Source organism: Leptolyngbya sp. NK1-12 (assembly GCF_032598965.1).
GTDB lineage: Bacteria > Cyanobacteriota > Cyanobacteriia > Elainellales > Elainellaceae > Elainella.
On the sequence record NZ_CP053586.1, the window covers coordinates 1,226,264 to 1,242,028 of the forward strand.

Below are 15,765 nucleotides of genomic sequence, written 5' to 3' on the forward strand. Positions count from 1 at the left end.
AGCAAGCATGGTTAATGATGTAGGCTGGATGACTCAAGAAGACTGGTTTAACGTGGGTAAGGAAGACGCTTGGTTTAAGCGGCCCAAACATCCGCCAGAGCAAGATCCGCAAGCCGCTAGCCTCTACGATCTGGGCTATAGCGAGGGAGTGATTGAGCGCCCGCCCACTGCATCCAACCCGATTGAAACCAGGTCTTCAACTGAGGATCACTAAAACCAGGAAATCTCTCCCAATCCATTCGGGCGTCCACCACTGCACGAGTAAAGCAACAGTAAAGCAACAGTAAAGCAACACAGTATGCTAGAAAGTAGCCACCAAAAGCCGGATAGGACGCCCTGCCCCTATGACCGCTCCCACCAAGCTGATACCCCTGATCAAAGACCCCGATCGCCTCGAAGCTCGCTTGAAGGAAATTCCGCCAGAACCGGGCGTTTACTTCATGCGCGACACCACCGATCAGATTCTCTACATTGGCAAATCCAAGAAGCTGCGGGCACGGGTACGCTCCTACTTCCGGGACAATCATGAGCACAATCCGCGCATTGCCCTGATGGTGATGCAGGTGGCCGAAATCGAGTTTATCGTCACCGATACCGAAGCCGAAGCGCTGGCGCTGGAAGCCAACCTGATTAAGCAGCACCAGCCCCACTTCAACGTCCTGCTCAAGGATGACAAAAAATATCCCTATCTCTGCATTACTTGGAGCGAAGAGTATCCGCGCATTTTTATCACCCGCAAACGCCATTTGGGCAACGCTAAGGACCGCTACTATGGCCCCTATGTCGATGTGTTTGCCCTCCGCAGTACACTTCGATTGATCAAGCGAATTTTTCCGTTGCGCCAGCGGCCCCAGCCTCTATTCAAAGATCGGCCCTGCCTCAATTACGATATTGGTCGCTGTATGGGCGTTTGCCAAAAGCTCGTCTCTGCCGAAGAGTACCGGAAAATTATGCAAAAAGTGGCGATGATTTTCCAGGGACGCACCAAAGAGCTAGAAGAAGTCTTAACAGCCCAGATGGAGAAGGCTGCTGAAGAGCTGAACTTTGAATATGCAGCTCGACTGCGCGATCAAATCAAAGCGATTCAGTCCCTCAATGCGGATCAAAAGGTGGCATTGCCGGATGATACGGTTTCCCGCGATGCCATTGCCCTGATGGCGGATGATCATCATGCTTGTGTGCAACTCTTTCAGGTGCGAGCCGGACGGTTAGTAGGACGATTAGGGTTTGTGGCTGATGCCCAATCCGGTACGCCGGGTGCGATTTTGCAGCGCGTTTTGGAAGAGCACTTTGCTACAGTTGATCCGGTGGAAATTCCGGCAGAAATTCTCACTCAGCACGAATTGCCCGAAGGCGAAATGCTAGCCGAGTTTTTGTCTACCCGCAAAGGGCGTAAGGTAAGTATTTACGTGCCGCAGCGCCAATCGAAAGCTGACCTGATCGAAATGGTAGAGCGCAACGCTGGCTATGAACTGGCCCGCACACAGCGTTTTGCCGACCGCAACAATCAAGCCATGCTCGATTTGGCTGATATTCTGGATCTGCCCGATATACCGCACCGGATCGAAGGATACGATATTTCCCACATTCAAGGCTCGGATGCGGTAGCTTCTCAGGTAGTATTTATCGATGGATTGCCTGCTAAACAGCATTACCGCCACTACAAAATCAAAAACCCCACAGTGCGAGCCGGTCACTCTGACGATTTTGCTAGTATGGCGGAGGTGATTCGGCGGCGCTTTCGCAAGTACGACAAAAGCAAGGAGATCAATAACTCGTCTTCTCAGCCAATTGCTGCGGCAAATTCGAGCAGCGTTCTCTCTCCCAAGCCAGATGCGGATTTTCCTGATTTAATCATGATTGACGGCGGCAAAGGTCAGCTTTCGGCGGTGGTAGAAGTGCTGCGCGAAATGAACCTGTTAGAAGATGTGAAAGTGGTTAGTTTGGCCAAACAGCGGGAAGAAATCTTTCTGCCGGGAGAGTCGTCACCGTTGAAAACCGATGCCGAGCAGCCTGGAGTTCAGCTTTTGCGACGCCTGCGAGACGAGGCTCACCGTTTTGCCGTCAGTTTCCATCGTCAGCAGCGCAGCGACCGGATGCGGCGTTCTCGTTTAGATGAAATTCCTGGGCTAGGCCATCATCGCCAGAAACAGCTCTTGGCCCATTTTCGGTCCATTGATTATCTACGCGAAGCGACACCGCAGCAAATTGCCGAAGTACCTGGAATTGGACCGAAAATGGCACAGCAAATTTATGATTATTTTCATCCTCAAACTCCTACAGAAGATACAGCTTTTGTATAGCTTTAGTAGTAGATGAGAAAAATTTAGCGAGAATTCCAGATATCAAGCAGCGAATAAAGTGTTTCTTTAGGCGAAGGTAATCAATGAAATAACTTGTTCTTTGGGCAGAGGCTTGTCACGATCACAATCTTTAAGCTGCATAAGAGTACGTGAAAGCCAATTATCAAACGAGCAAAATCATGAATATTCGCCATAATTCATTGATCACAAAAGCGATCGGCTTTGTTAGTGCAAGTGCAGTTGCGGCATTGGTTGGCCTACCTGCTCTAGCCCAATCCACGATTCGCTACGATGTCCGACCCGGATCTGAGGCTGAATCTCCTTCATCACCCGCTCCTAGTGCTGGTACCGCCACCACCGATCCAGCCTACGGCAATCCTAGCGTGGATCAGAGCAACAGGCCAATGCAGCGCGGTTCTGATATGAATTCCCCTGAATCTTCTGAGAGAGGACCCAGCACCGTCGGCGAAGGTGTTCCCGGTCCGAGTGAAACTCCTTCTGGCAGCCCTAGCGTCCCAGGCACATCCACCTATGATGACCCTAACGAAGCCACTGAAACCGATGCGTCTGAACCTAGTAATCCGGTCCGTCGCGAAGCTTTGAACGAATCGAATCGGACAGGTGGCTCTACCCAAGGACCAAGCGTCGTTCCAGGTGAAGCCTACCCCGGCCCCAGCGAAACTCCTTCCGGCAGCCCCAGTGTTCCGGGTAATTCTAATGTTGATGATCCAGGCAATCGGCGTCTCTCTCCCACTCCTGAGCGAGATGCGCTAAATGACACCAGCGATACGGATGAAATGGATCAGAATGATGACATGGACCAAACTGGACCAAGCGTTGTACCTGGCGAAACCTATCCCGGTCCCAGCGAAACTCCTTCTGGTAGCCCTAACGTTCCAGGCAACTCTGAGGTTGACGACCCAGGCAGAAATCGATAGGCTAACAACCTTGAAAAACTTAGTCTGATCCTAGTCTGATGTCTGAGAGGGGGGATGAATGCGATCCTACCCTCTCACATTTTCAGCTTTTAACGTCGTTCGTGTCAGTTGCTTGGTGCTGCTCAATCAGTTGCTTACAGGCTTCAACCGGCACTCGCTGAGCCATTGCTGTGACCAGCGCATCATAGGCGGCTCGATTCGATTCCAGTAGGGTTTTAGCTTGTAAAATCGCCCATCGCTCCTTTAAAGCGCCTTCACTGTCGGACCGCTTGAGCTGGGACCATAGCAACCGCAGTTTCAGCCGATCATCCCCCCCACCTTCGACATTACCGTAGGTGAGCTGCTCAGCGGCAATCCCGGCCATCCAAACAGTACAAAAGCGATCCAGTAATTGAGTAGACAACTGGGTAGACTGCCCCTGTTGCAGTTGGAGTTCCAAAGGTTCTAAAGCAAAACTCACCCCACCCCGTCCGGGTTGCCCTTGGCGAAACGACTCCCAAGCGCTGAGAGTGTAGCCTGTGACTGGAATCCCTAGCAAATGCGCGGCCAAAAAATGACCGGCTTCGTGCTGCACAACTCGCGCCCGATGCTCAGCCGAAAAACTAGCGAACCAATCCACAACTAAATTGCCAACCTGTCCGCGCCAGCTCAGGGTATCCAGCGTTGCTACGCTCAAAATTCCAAAGGTGACCACGGCTGGAACAAATGGAGAAAGGTGCAATAGTGGTCCCAGCAGGCTGGTCATCACCAGCGTGAAGATGGTAATTGCAACGAGGTTGAGGGTCGTCTGACTCATGGGCTAATTGATAATAAGGACAAATGACAGGACGCTAAAGCATGCCTTCTTTTACTCTACCCTTACTTCTACCCTTACCTGGTCGATTCTGAGGTTGAGCCTTTGGCCGCTTCTGGACCACTTTTTTCTGAGCTTCCAGACTGCTGATTTGGATTTGCTGGAGCAGGGGCTGAGGCTTCTTCCCCTACGGCTCTGCTGCCCTCGGTTCTAGCTCGATAAAACGTCTCAAGGCTTTGCCGGTCACCAACAAACCGCCAGTGCCAAGGCTCATAGCTGACGCCATCCTGGTTATCTTTTGGAAAGGACAATTCAAAGCTGTAGTAGGCCGCGTTCTTTTGTAGCCACTTGAAGGCTTCGGTATTCTCAAACTCAACTTGCAAATCGGTACTGGGCCGGTCTGCATCGCCAATATCAATCGCATAGCCCGTATGATGTTCGCTATGCCCTGGAGGCGCACTCACTGCCGCTCGCTTTGCTGCCACTTCGCCTCGTTCGGCCTTGACATCGAAAAACAGCGATTCTTGCTCGGCTATCGAGCGAAAACCAGATAACGGTACAAGCACAATCCCGTCTGCTGCTGCTGCTGCTGCCATCTGATTGAATTTTTTAGCTGCCGGTTGCCGAAGTTTGATGGATTTGTCAAGAGCCAGCGGCTCCAGTTCAGCAGCAGGAGCTTCTTCGTAGGGCAAATGCCCCAATAGGGGAGCCGATTCAGCAGCGGTAGATGCATTCGCCTCCGGCTGCGAAGAATCGGGCGAGGCCGAGGTGGACTCAGTCTTAGAAACCGAATTGGTCACTTCACCCGACGTGGCAGAAGGCTGGGAGCGCAACGTTAAAGCGAGAGGGATGGCAATCAGCACCGCAAGGCCCAAGCCACCAATGCCCCAGAGCCAGGAACTGCGTTTTGCAGTCTGCTGCGACATTCCGGTACCTTCTCGCACCGCTTCAGGAATATCCTGGGCTGGGAGTTCTGACAGTTCTGGCAGTTCATCTGAGATCTGCGGTAGACCTGTATCGTCCACAAGTCAATCCTCCTGCGTTAGGTTCTGTCACAAATCTAGTCAATTCTAGACCAGGGCGATTGCCTTCCCTATGTTAGCGAGCCAACCGCAAAACGAAATTCTTTCTATACTGCATCAAGCAGTGGTTGGCCTGATTGATGAACCGTTAGATAGGCCTTTAGATAGGCCGTTAGACAGCGAAATAGTAACACCCTATCCCGTTTCTGTAAAAACATGACTGGACTCGAAAATCTGTGGAAACTGTACTTACCGCTGGTGGGATGGGTGGTTTTTGGGGTGATCTTGGGCTACAAACTGCCACAATCGATTCCACTGGTCCTAGGCAAGTTCTTGTTTTGGATTGGGGTGCCTCTTAGCATCCTGACCTTTTTGCAACAAGCAGATCTTTCTGCCTCAGTTTGGATTGCACCGATGGCAGCCTGGGCCGCCATGCTGTTAGGAGCAGGCTTGGCCTGGCTATGGGTCCAACTCCACCTGCGTCTGCCGTTTTTCCGCTCTCCATCAGATCGCCATCACCTCACTCAGCGGCACTACCCGCTACAGCACCCTCCCTCTCAGGGCAGCTTTTTACTGGCCGCAATGGTTGGAAACACGGGCTACCTAGGCTATCCGGTTGCGTTGGCCCTGGTTGGTCCCCAATACTTCGGCTGGGCCGTGTTTTATGACACCCTAGGAAGCACCCTGGGAGCCTACGGCCTCGGTGTTCTTTTAGCAGCCCATTATGGCAAGACTGCAACGAACCAAGCTCAATTTCTGCTAGCGCTAATCCGCAATCCGGCCCTATGGAGCTTCTGGATCGGCCTCGGATTGAATCAGTTGACCCTTCCTATAGCGGTAGAACAAGGGATGCAAGGCATTGGTTGGACGATGATTGCCCTATCGTTGTTGCTCTTGGGAATGCGGCTCAGTCAAATTCGCTCTTGGGGAAGTGTGCAGCAGGCAAGCATCAGCCTGAGCATTAAAATGCTGCTGGTTCCCCTAGTGCTAGGCTTAAGCCTGTCTCAATTTGGCATTCATAGACCGGCCCAGTTAGTAATTGTGCTGCAAATGGCAATGCCGCCCGCTTTCGCTACGCTGATCATTGCTGAAGCTTATGATCTTGACCGCGAACTAACGGTCACGACCCTCGCCTTGGGTTCACTGCTCTTGCTACTGCTACTGCCGTTCTGGCTAATCTTGTTTTCCTAGTCGAGTTTCCTATTAGACTAACTTAAACCTCAGAAGGTGAGAAGCGCTAACCCACCCAGTTGACATCACCGTCAGAAGAGCCAACCGAAGGCAGTGGTTTTGAAATCGGAGCTTCCCGTCGCACAAAGGTCTTAGGTACTGTTGACCTGTCGCTTACAGAAGCAACCTTGATGCCCGGTTTTGGGGTTCCCTGAGGTTTGGAATTAGAAGTAACACCAGTTTGAGCAGTTTGAGCAGTTTGACCACTGGCTCTGTGGCTTGCCAGATGCTCTCGCTGTTTCTCTTGCCGCTTCTGGGCTTGCCGCTCCGGCTCCACTACCTTTGTCATAATCCACTCAACCGTTTGCTCCTTCAGCCACCCCCGCGCAACAATAATTTCGCCAAAGCGCATTCCAGTGGCCTGCTGGTCATTGAGGGCTACATTAATCTGGTCTGCGGTCAATAAACCCGCATCAACTAAATAGCTGCCAATTTTCTTGGCTGAAGTTAGGGTCGAGATGCTCGGAACGTGATATCGATCGCTGCTGTCTCGCATGTTTCACTCCAATCCAAACACTACTAGTCACATCGAACACGGAGGGGGCTAGCCTTCCAAGGCTGAGGCAATCTTGCTAAAACAACGTGTCTTGACCGGTTCAGCTGCCGTTGGCTCAGCCGTAGCTTAAACCTTGACTGTGAGCTGTGCTGTGAGCTGTGTCGATCATCCCATCAGGAATTTGTTTGAAGCCGAACCCTCTACCTTATGCGGCTGGTTGATATTCCTATCAGTATAACAACTGAGTTTATGGAGTCTTGATATAAGCTTTTACATTTCTTTTACATTTTCCAAAAATCTTCTGAAATTCCGGAATTTTGATAGAAAAACCTAGCTTTTGGGTATCTCTAAAACAGTTTTTAGAGAGTTGAGTCAGAAATTTCGTGCGTCTACTAGCTTCTCCTCTGCTGCGGTGGGGTGGACTCTTAGTAATTGTCCTACTCCTGTTCGCCAGCCTGGGTTTAAAACGGCGCAGCGCGGCGGAAATTTCCTTACTCCAGCCCCTGCCGCAAGATCCGCAAATTCAGGCTTACTTCAACCACTCGCAAGCTGCGGCCTATACCGAACCCTATCGCCAAACCTATCGTCTCGGAGATGACCTAGAGCAGGTTGTCCTAGACGGAATTGAGGCTGCCCAAGTGTCGATTGATCTGGCTGTGCAGGAATTGAACCTACCTCGGCTTGCTGCGGCCCTTCGCAAGAAACATCAAGCCGGGGTACGGGTGCGCATCATCTTAGAAAATTCTTACCGTCGCCCCTTGAGTCAGCTCAACCCCTCTGAGGTGAAACAGCTCGACCAGCGAGGTCGTAGAAAATATCAGGACTTCGTCCGCTTCGTAGATCAAAATCAGAACGGTCAGCTAGAACCCAGCGAAATTGCAGCCCGAGATGCAGTTTTTATGTTGCAGGCGGCAAAGGTTCCCCTACGCGACGATACGGCAGACGGGTCCAAAGGTAGCGGCTTGATGCACCACAAAGCTCTGATCATTGATGGCCGGACTGTGATTATGGGATCGGCCAACTTCACCTGGAGCGAGATGCACGGTGATTTTTTATCTCCAGCCAGTCAAGGTAATGCCAACCACTTGCTGCGGATCGAGAGTCCTGCCTTAGCGCAACTGTTTACCCAGGAGTTCAATTTAATGTGGGGTGGAGAAATACGCTCGCGGGCAACCAGTCGCTTTGGTTTACAGAAACCCTATCGTCCAGCCCAAACTATTCGCTTGTCACCCACCTCTCAAGTGACGGTGCAATTCTCACCCACCTCCCGACGTCTGCCTTGGTCCCAGAGTGTGAACGGCCTGATTGGTCGCAGCCTCAACCAAGCCAAGCGTACTATCGATTTAGCACTGTTTGTCTTCTCAGAGCAGCAGCTCAGTAATTTACTCGAAGCCAAACACCGTCAGGGCGTTCAGGTGCGGGCTTTGATCGAACCCAGTTTTGCTTACCGAGACTACAGCGAAGCGCTAGATATGTTAGGCGTTGCTTTGCCCAATAGCCGCTGCCGCTCCGAAGCCAACAACCGCCCATGGAAGACTCCCATCACCACCGTTGGCGTGCCCCAATTGTCCGAAGGCGATTTGCTTCACCACAAGTTCAGCATTATTGACGGACAAACCGTGATCACTGGCTCGCAGAATTGGTCCGATGCAGCCAACAGCAACAACGATGAAAACCTGCTCGTGATCCACAATCCAACCGTTGCTGCCCACTTTCAGCGCGAGTTTGAGCGGCTTTACGGCAATGCCACCCTCGGTCTTTCTGCCACCCTGCAAGCGCGGATTCAACAACACCAACAGCGCTGCCGTGGCGTTTGAATGGCTCCACCAAGTCAATCAAGGTCCGAGCAACCAGTTCTTAAGGAAATTGGATAACAGAAAGGGTGTATCCAGTTCCAGTGCTAAGCTTCCTACTGAATCGACCTTTGGGGTTGATAGTTTTAGCGATGCGCTGTTTTTTAGACAGGATTTGATCAATCCCTCCAGTAGATGGATGTCAAGGTCTAAAATTGGCTGCTCACTGTACATAGAGACTGACTAAGGAGCTTTAGCTATGCCGGTAAAAGTGGGTATTAATGGGTTTGGTCGCATCGGGCGGCTGGTGTTCCGGTCTGCTATTCAGAACCCGAATATTGATTTTGTTGGAATTAACGACCTGGTTCCTCCGGACAATTTAGCCTATCTGTTGAAGTACGACTCCACCCACGGCACCTATCACGGCTCAATCGAAGCCAAAGAAGATGGTATTGTCGTAGATGGCAAATTTATTCGCTGCACCGCCATTCGCAATCCGGCAGAACTGCCCTGGGGTAAGGACGAAGCCGACTACGTAGTTGAGTCTACGGGCCTATTTACGAACTATGACGGGGCAGCCCAACATCTGCAAGCAGGCGCTAAACGAGTCGTGATCTCAGCTCCGACTAAAGATCCCGACAAGATCCCAACCTTCGTAGTCGGTGTCAATCACCATCAATTTGATCCGGCCCAACATGCCATCGTATCCAACGCTAGCTGCACCACCAACTGTCTGGCTCCGGTTGCCAAAGTGCTGCATGAGAAGTTCGGTATTGCTGAAGGCTTGATGACTACGGTTCATGCTATGACGGCCACCCAGCCCACTGTAGACGGACCCAGTAAAAAAGACTGGCGCGGAGGACGGGGCGCATCCCAAAACATTATTCCTTCCTCCACTGGCGCAGCTAAGGCTGTAGCGCTTGTGCTACCGGAACTAAAAGGCAAACTCACCGGCATGGCCTTCCGCGTCGGCACACCGGATGTGTCCGTGGTCGATTTAACCTTCAAAACGGAAAAATCCACCCGCTACAGCGACATCTGTGCTGCCATGAAGGAAGCCGCCGAAGGCGAACTAGCTGGCATTCTCGGCTACACCGAAGATGAGGTGGTCTCGATGGATTTCCGCACCGATTCCCGCTCCAGCATTTTTGATGCTAAGGCTGGGATCGAGCTAAATTCCAACTTCTTCAAAGTAGTATCCTGGTACGACAACGAATGGGGCTACTCCTGCCGCGTCATCGACCTGATTCTGGCAATGGCCGGAAAAGAAGGACTACTCTAGATTAGTTTTGAGTTTTGAATTTTGAGTTTTAAGTTGAAGTTTGAACGTTGAAAGATCAGTTTTGAGTCTTCAGTTGAGGCTTCAACTAATATCCTGTACAAGTACACCACCCAAACTCAAAACTCAAAACTTAGAACTCAAAACTCCTTCAAACACTCTGGTTGCTGGTCCAGTCATATAAAGCCGCTGGTTGTCTGCCCACTCAATTTCTAGGCAGCCGCCCGGAAGTTCAATGGTGGCACGTCGGTCACATTTACTGTTTAGAACACCGGCAACTAGAGAGGCACAGGCTCCGGTACCACAGGCCAACGTGATGCCAGCTCCCCGTTCCCAGACCCGCATTTTCAGGTAGTTTGGGTTCACGACCTCGATAAATTCAGTGTTGGTGCGCTGAGGAAAGGCTAAATGATGTTCAAACTGAGGTCCAATTGCTTCTAGCGGGATCGCGATGACATCCTCGACAAAGGTGATGCAGTGGGGATTGCCCATGCTAACACAGGTAACCTGCCAGGTTTTTTCCGCCACTTGCAGCGGGACATCGACCACTTTTGCATCGGCTGCCGTCAGCGTGGTGGGAATTTCAGCTGCTAATAGGCGAGGTACACCCATGTCCACCGTGACCTGTCCATCTGAATTGAGTTTTGGGGTAATTACCCCCGCTAAGGTGTGAATGCGGTAGGTAGCTTCGAATTGATTGTCTAAATCGGCAATGAATTTGGCGAGACAGCGAATGCCATTACCGCACATTTCCGGTTCAGACCCATCGGAGTTAAAAATCCGCATTGTGTAGTCTGTGCCATCCTGACCCGGTAATGCAAAAATTACCCCATCAGCTCCGATTCCAAAATGGCGATCGCACCAAGCAACAGCTTGTTCGGGGGTTAGGCAAGGTTCTGGGGAATGTCGATTATCAATCAGAATAAAATCGTTGCCCAAACCGTGATATTTGACAAACTCAATCGCCATGCTGTGCTCCATTTTGGAATTCGATCAAATAATGAAAGATAGGAGATCCAACTACCTTGCGCAATTTTTTGACTCTACCTGGGATTTCTATAAGATGTAAAGTCACAATCATCCTACTTTAGGACAGATCAGCCCCTAGGTTATCCAATTCAGTAGGAGACCCGTAAGACAAAACAATCCACGTTGTTCGTCTGTAAACTCGATCACTTTTTCTAACCTGAAGGACCTATGCCTGAACTAGAAACTGGATTACCCAACGTGCGCCAAGTTCAATCCCTGATCCGCGAAGGCGTTGAAGTCGAACTAAAGCTGGTCACTAACGACTTACTGACCGGAAAAATTCGCTGGCAGGACTCAGATTGTCTCTGCCTGTTCGACCACTACGACCAGCCCACTATCATTTGGCGACAAGCTATTGTTTATATGAAACCAAAATCCTAGGCTCAAACGACCTCTCAGTACCTCTCAGTATCTCAAGCCTTACTGCAGCAGGTTCTGCGATGGACGTTCAAAACAGCTACCTGCACTATTCGGCGACATCCGTTCTTTAAAGGAGCGACAGCGATAAACCATAGCCCGTTCCAATACCGCCCAAGCAGAAGCGTCTAAATTATCAAAATTCACAGTTTCTGGAACCTCTAGAGTCGCTAAAGCCTGCCGTAGGGAACTGGCTTGTATCAAAGACCGCAACAATACAGGATTGCGCTGCTCAATGGCTCGCCGCAATTGCTCTCTCACAACATAAAGTTCATCAGTTGAAACAGTTCCAACTTGGGTACTGTCCTCATAGGGCAGTAAAGTTTTCGGGGCAGGGACCGATTCGGGCGCTGGAATGGATTGGGTAACAGGTCTCGCACTAAGTTGGGGAGAAGGCGGCAGTGATTGTACAGACGAGACCTGAGTTGGAGAGTGAGTACGAATAGCAACGCTGGCCCCAAGTAGCGCTGAGCCAACTGCAATCATGATAATAAAGCTGCGAAAATTCATTGATAGTAGGTTATATATAGGTACTCACTAACTAGATACAGAGTTCTGGCCAACATTTCAGGCCGATTGCTCCGCTTCTTCAATTAGCACAGATGCACTCCAGCATGCATGGCTGGCACCTCGCTAAAACCAGAAATTAGAAAGGGTCAATTATCCAATTGGCTCACTCCTAAGCCGCTACAGAGCTGATGTTTGGTTACACAAGGCTCTAGCCATGATCCCCATAAAGCTGTCCCAACTGACCTGCTCCATCATGTAACAATTGTGTAACGATGATTATAGGATGATGGTTGTAACATTTCTACAATTTCGCTTTCCCCTTTTGAGCATAGAGTGAATGGGATGATGCAGCAGTTACGAGAGCAACAAATTGCCGTAGGAGCCGTAGTTTCAGCAGAAGCAAAGGTTCCTACCAGTTTTGGCAATGATACCGCCGCCCTAGAGGCTGTTCAGCATGGAGTTGCTCTATACGATCGCTCTCATTGGGGTCGTATTCAGGTTACAGGAGAAGACCGCATTCGGTTCTTGCACAACCAGACCACAAATAACTTCAATGACCTCCAACCGGGGCAAGGCTGCGATACGGTTTTTGTCACCTCGACTGCTCGTACCCTCGATTTAGTCACGGCCTATGTGCTGGACGATTCTGTCTTGTTGCTTACATCACCAGGCTATAGCCAGCACCTGATCGATTGGATGGATCGATTTATCTTCTTTGCCGATCAGGTGGAACTGAAGGACGTCACCGAAACTACAGCTAGCTTCAGTTTGCTGGGTCCAGCCAGCGATGAGTTGCTGCAGAAATTGGGAGCTGATGTTATCGTCGGTCAACCGCTTGCTAGCCACAGGTTGCTCAGCTTGAATGGCATAGAAGTTCGAGTTGGAGTAGGCAGCGGTCTAGCGATTCCCGGGTACACCCTATTCACTTCAACCGATCAGGCCGCATCCCTATGGCAAACTCTGTTTGCAGCCACAGCTATACCAATGGGCGAACAGCTTTGGCAGCAGTTACGGATTGAGCAAGGCCGTCCTGTACCTGGACAAGAATTAACCGACGACTACAACCCCTTGGAGGCGGGTCTTTGGCATACCATTTCCCTCAGTAAAGGCTGTTACATTGGGCAGGAAACAATTGCTCGCCTGCATACCTATCGCGGTGTCAAACAACAGCTCTGGGGTATCCGCCTGTCTCAACCGGCTGAACCTGAAGCTGTAGTGATGGTAGGTGACGAAAAGGTAGGTCGTCTCACAAGCTGTATGCAAACAACAGACGGCTATCGCGGCTTGGCCTATATTCGCACCAAAAATGTGGAACCCGGACTACAAGTCAAAGTAGGAGATAGCGAAGGCGAACTCGTTGCCCTGCCCTTTGTGAACCACGAGTATCTATAGCGACCCTCGCATAGGACCGTAGTTCCTAAGCGGCCCGCTGTCGCCGTTGCTGAACTGGAATTTCAATAATGAACTCGGTTCCTTCGCCCGGAGCTGAATCACACCGAATTGTTCCGCCATGCCTCTCTACCACAATTTGATGGCTGATTGATAAGCCCAATCCGGTTCCTTTCCCTACAGGTTTGGTTGTAAAAAAGGGATCAAACAAGCGGGATTGCACTTCTTTGGAAATGCCAGGACCATTATCTGCAATATGAATCGCGATCCAATCTGAATTGACTACTCGCGTCTGAATCCGAATCTGGCTTAGTTTGGCTCTTGTGATTTTGGGCCGTTTTAGTTCATCCTGCTCATCGAGCGCATCAATAGCGTTGCTGATCAGGTTCATGAATACCTGATTTAACTGGCCGGGATAGCATTCTACTAATGGCAGTGTCCCAAACTCCTTAACTATCTGAATGCCTGGATGATCAGGTTTTGCCTTCAAGCGGTTGTGCAGAATCATCAGCGTGCTGTCAATGCCCTCATGAATATCAACCCCTTTGACTTCTGCTTCATCGAGTCGGGAAAAACTGCGGAGAGACTTGACGATTTCGCGAATTCGATCCGTTCCTACCCGCATCGACTTCAACAGTTTAACCAGGTCATCTTTAACGAAATCTAGATCAATTGCTTCAATCTCCGCTTGAATTTCTGTGACAGGAGTTGGATAATGCTGTTGATAAAGCTCTAGTAGATGCAAAATCTCCTGCGTATATTCAGTGGCATGAATAATATTGCCGTGGATGAAGTTGATCGGATTGTTGATTTCATGAGCCACACCCGCAACTAACTGCCCTAAACTCGACATTTTTTCACTCTGGACGAGCTGTACCTGAGTCGCTTGCAATTCCCTCAGGGTTTGTTCGAGCTGCTGCGCCTGCGCCCTAGCAGTTTGGGCAATTTCTTCTTTTAAGGCCAACACGCTTTGCAATTGCGATTGCTTCTGGGTCAAGTTAGTCGTTAGGTTCTGAGCATCCGTCAGGGCAGTATCCCTCACCTGCAAAAGAAACAGGAAATCCGCAATCGGATCATGGATAGCAAAGTCCTTGAGCTTAACGCCAATTGGAGTCAGATCGCTGACATTGGTGACCCAGAGCGAGCAAAGAAAGAAAATAGCATCATGGTCATCCACATACATCATTTGGCCCTTGAGCTGCATTTTGCCTTCCAAAGACTCCAGCAAAAAGATGGAGCGTGATCGTTTTTGAATGATGTCAAAATCAACTGGAATGCTGGGGCGACTAATTCGGAAATGCTGCTCCAACTGGCTGCCCAGTAGCGGTTTAGGACTAATCCGCTGCAGAACTTCTCCCACTTGCATGATCTCCCGATTTCGGTTGAACACAATATGAAAAGGAAAGGCTTGGGCAAACCATTGGGGTGGTAGGCTCAGATGATGGGAAATCATATGCAAATCAGAATTCTATGCATTGGTAAGAAGATGATTGAGTTAGTAGACGCTGATTACAAATTGCAGAAATATGACGAACATGTCAAAGTGAATTAATTTTGCCTATACCGAACCGAAAACTCGTCGTGATCGTTTCCTTCTTCTCTACTCTTAGTCTGTGTAACATTCACTTTGGTGTTGAAACGCTTTCCTAAACCCTGAATTAAGCCAAAAACCATTGGAGTCAGCCCTTGCCGATGCGAGTAGTAGTGCAAATTCAGCGTCTCCTCTTTCACGTCGGTGCACTCAAATGAAGGAGGCTGAAGCTTCGGGAAAACAACCCCAACTCGTGCATGAAGATTGTCTAGATTTTCCAAAAATTCGGGTAAATTATCACCACACATATCAATGATCTCAGCAAAACCTTCACTAGCGGTGTATTGCACCCAATACTCTCCAAAGGCTTGCATGATTTCCGAACTGGACAGATTTAGCACCTGGCTTGCAGCCTTAACTAAGCGATGCGTGAGGTCATCGGGGTAACTCTCTACGTTCACAAACGTTTCTATATCGATTTCAGCTTGCTGCTGCACCATTTGCCACGATTCTTCCCCAAAGCGAGTGCATACCATATCTTTGAGCGCTTTATTAACTAAGCCATACATTGTTAATCTCCTAAAGGGTTCTGCTACTGCTATTTCAGGCTTGCAAACATCAATTTGGTCAGCATGTCAGCATGACAGTCAGAGTGGCAGCAGCATCAATAGCTACAACTCTGGCATCATCATACTTAGTATTAATAATCACTATACTCTTGTTTCTATAATCTCATAGAAACAAGGCTGCACAAGAAAAATCAGCAATTTGGCCCATTCCTAGCCAATCCATCTCTATGTAACGCTTCTATAAGCAGCTATTTTACTTGATATTAGCCATCCTCTCAGTATTATCCCAGTTAGATTATGTCGCTTATACGACATCAATTCAGTAGTTCTAACACTACTTGATCAGACTGATCCGCTTTTTGATTAACGAAGTACTGGTTCGATCAAATTTGGCTCACTACTTGGCTGAGGAATTGCTTTCGCTAGGACAATCAAAACTGAGGTTCTAGCAAAGGCAAAGTAATTC

Annotated in this window: 15 protein-coding genes; 8 read left to right on the plus strand and 7 right to left on the minus strand. The window is 49.7% G+C overall.

Translation table 11 applies throughout. From position 1 onward, the window contains the following. Positions 1-7: 7 nt before the first annotated feature. The 3 genes from HJG54_RS04670 (at position 8) to HJG54_RS04680 (ending at position 3,241) form a co-directional block, all read left to right on the plus strand. Positions 8-214 (plus strand): hypothetical protein, encoded by a 207-nt coding sequence (locus HJG54_RS04670; RefSeq protein ID WP_316433647.1) that lies wholly within the window; start codon positions 8-10, stop codon positions 212-214. 130 nt (positions 215-344) lie between these two features. Next, positions 345-2,303, plus strand: coding sequence for an excinuclease ABC subunit UvrC (uvrC, locus tag HJG54_RS04675; RefSeq protein ID WP_316433649.1), 1,959 nt, complete (start codon positions 345-347; stop codon positions 2,301-2,303). A 179-nt stretch (positions 2,304-2,482) separates the two neighbouring features. Further along, positions 2,483-3,241 (plus strand): hypothetical protein, encoded by a 759-nt coding sequence (locus tag HJG54_RS04680; protein ID WP_316433650.1) that lies wholly within the window; start codon positions 2,483-2,485, stop codon positions 3,239-3,241. 82 nt (positions 3,242-3,323) lie between these two features. Here the strand turns inward: HJG54_RS04680 and HJG54_RS04685 are convergent, their stop codons facing one another. Both HJG54_RS04685 and HJG54_RS04690 read right to left on the minus strand, forming a co-directional pair. Beyond that, the gene (locus HJG54_RS04685; RefSeq protein ID WP_316433652.1) at positions 3,324-4,037 is read right to left on the minus strand and encodes an ATP-dependent Zn protease; all 714 of its coding nucleotides are present in this window, start codon (positions 4,035-4,037) and stop codon (positions 3,324-3,326) included. Positions 4,038-4,111: 74 nt separating this feature from the next. After that, positions 4,112-5,059, minus strand: a complete 948-nt coding sequence (locus tag HJG54_RS04690) for a D-alanyl-D-alanine carboxypeptidase family protein (RefSeq protein ID WP_316433653.1) — start codon at positions 5,057-5,059, stop codon at positions 4,112-4,114. A 213-nt stretch (positions 5,060-5,272) separates the two neighbouring features. On the opposite strand from HJG54_RS04690, the gene HJG54_RS04695 reads away from it, so the two are divergent. Next, positions 5,273-6,247, plus strand: a complete 975-nt coding sequence (locus tag HJG54_RS04695) for an AEC family transporter (protein ID WP_316433655.1) — start codon at positions 5,273-5,275, stop codon at positions 6,245-6,247. Positions 6,248-6,293: 46 nt separating this feature from the next. Here HJG54_RS04695 and HJG54_RS04700 read toward each other — a convergent pair whose 3' ends face one another. After that, positions 6,294-6,782 carry a hypothetical protein gene (locus HJG54_RS04700; protein WP_316433656.1) on the minus strand — a complete coding sequence of 163 codons (489 nt, stop codon included), beginning with the start codon at positions 6,780-6,782 and terminating at the stop codon, positions 6,294-6,296. A gap of 383 nt (positions 6,783-7,165) precedes the next feature. Between HJG54_RS04700 and HJG54_RS04705 the strand changes: the two genes are divergently transcribed. Both HJG54_RS04705 and gap read left to right on the plus strand, forming a co-directional pair. Then, the gene (locus tag HJG54_RS04705) at positions 7,166-8,599 is read left to right on the plus strand and encodes a phospholipase D-like domain-containing protein (protein ID WP_316433657.1); all 1,434 of its coding nucleotides are present in this window, start codon (positions 7,166-7,168) and stop codon (positions 8,597-8,599) included. Positions 8,600-8,834: 235 nt separating this feature from the next. Then, positions 8,835-9,857: a type I glyceraldehyde-3-phosphate dehydrogenase gene (gene gap, locus HJG54_RS04710; protein ID WP_316433659.1), complete on the plus strand. Its 1,023-nt coding sequence runs from the start codon at positions 8,835-8,837 to the stop codon at positions 9,855-9,857. 123 nt (positions 9,858-9,980) lie between these two features. On the opposite strand, the gene dapF is transcribed toward gap, so the two are convergent. Further along, entirely contained in the window at positions 9,981-10,823 is an 843-nt protein-coding gene (gene dapF / locus HJG54_RS04715; protein ID WP_316433660.1) for a diaminopimelate epimerase, read from the minus strand. Positions 10,824-11,051: 228 nt separating this feature from the next. Here dapF and HJG54_RS04720 point away from each other — a divergent pair, with 228 nt between their 5' ends. Beyond that, on the plus strand, positions 11,052-11,264 hold the full coding sequence (locus HJG54_RS04720) for an Hfq-related RNA-binding protein (protein ID WP_036002247.1): 213 nt from the start codon (positions 11,052-11,054) through the stop codon (positions 11,262-11,264). Positions 11,265-11,303: 39 nt separating this feature from the next. Here HJG54_RS04720 and HJG54_RS04725 read toward each other — a convergent pair whose 3' ends face one another. Beyond that, positions 11,304-11,786 (minus strand): hypothetical protein, encoded by a 483-nt coding sequence (locus HJG54_RS04725; RefSeq protein ID WP_316433661.1) that lies wholly within the window; start codon positions 11,784-11,786, stop codon positions 11,304-11,306. A gap of 366 nt (positions 11,787-12,152) precedes the next feature. Between HJG54_RS04725 and HJG54_RS04730 the strand changes: the two genes are divergently transcribed. Beyond that, positions 12,153-13,202, plus strand: a complete 1,050-nt coding sequence (locus HJG54_RS04730; RefSeq protein ID WP_316433662.1) for a YgfZ/GcvT domain-containing protein — start codon at positions 12,153-12,155, stop codon at positions 13,200-13,202. 25 nt (positions 13,203-13,227) lie between these two features. Here HJG54_RS04730 and HJG54_RS04735 read toward each other — a convergent pair whose 3' ends face one another. Further along, positions 13,228-14,652 carry an ATP-binding protein gene (locus tag HJG54_RS04735; RefSeq protein WP_316433664.1) on the minus strand — a complete coding sequence of 475 codons (1,425 nt, stop codon included), beginning with the start codon at positions 14,650-14,652 and terminating at the stop codon, positions 13,228-13,230. A gap of 95 nt (positions 14,653-14,747) precedes the next feature. Next, the gene (locus HJG54_RS04740; protein WP_316433665.1) at positions 14,748-15,299 is read right to left on the minus strand and encodes a heme NO-binding domain-containing protein; all 552 of its coding nucleotides are present in this window, start codon (positions 15,297-15,299) and stop codon (positions 14,748-14,750) included. Positions 15,300-15,765: the final 466 nt, after the last annotated feature.

Coding starts and splice junctions, on each gene's coding strand:
- HJG54_RS04670 (WP_316433647.1), top strand. CDS start 8: ATGGTTAATGATGTAGGCTGGATGACTCAAGAAGACTGGTTTAACGTG.
- uvrC (WP_316433649.1), top strand. CDS start 345: ATGACCGCTCCCACCAAGCTGATACCCCTGATCAAAGACCCCGATCGC.
- HJG54_RS04680 (WP_316433650.1), top strand. CDS start 2,483: ATGAATATTCGCCATAATTCATTGATCACAAAAGCGATCGGCTTTGTT.
- HJG54_RS04685 (WP_316433652.1), bottom strand. CDS start 4,037: ATGAGTCAGACGACCCTCAACCTCGTTGCAATTACCATCTTCACGCTG.
- HJG54_RS04695 (WP_316433655.1), top strand. CDS start 5,273: ATGACTGGACTCGAAAATCTGTGGAAACTGTACTTACCGCTGGTGGGA.
- HJG54_RS04700 (WP_316433656.1), bottom strand. CDS start 6,782: ATGCGAGACAGCAGCGATCGATATCACGTTCCGAGCATCTCGACCCTA.
- gap (WP_316433659.1), top strand. CDS start 8,835: ATGCCGGTAAAAGTGGGTATTAATGGGTTTGGTCGCATCGGGCGGCTG.
- dapF (WP_316433660.1), bottom strand. CDS start 10,823: ATGGCGATTGAGTTTGTCAAATATCACGGTTTGGGCAACGATTTTATT.
- HJG54_RS04720 (WP_036002247.1), top strand. CDS start 11,052: ATGCCTGAACTAGAAACTGGATTACCCAACGTGCGCCAAGTTCAATCC.
- HJG54_RS04725 (WP_316433661.1), bottom strand. CDS start 11,786: ATGATTGCAGTTGGCTCAGCGCTACTTGGGGCCAGCGTTGCTATTCGT.
- HJG54_RS04730 (WP_316433662.1), top strand. CDS start 12,153: ATGATGCAGCAGTTACGAGAGCAACAAATTGCCGTAGGAGCCGTAGTT.
- HJG54_RS04735 (WP_316433664.1), bottom strand. CDS start 14,652: ATGATTTCCCATCATCTGAGCCTACCACCCCAATGGTTTGCCCAAGCC.
- HJG54_RS04740 (WP_316433665.1), bottom strand. CDS start 15,299: ATGTATGGCTTAGTTAATAAAGCGCTCAAAGATATGGTATGCACTCGC.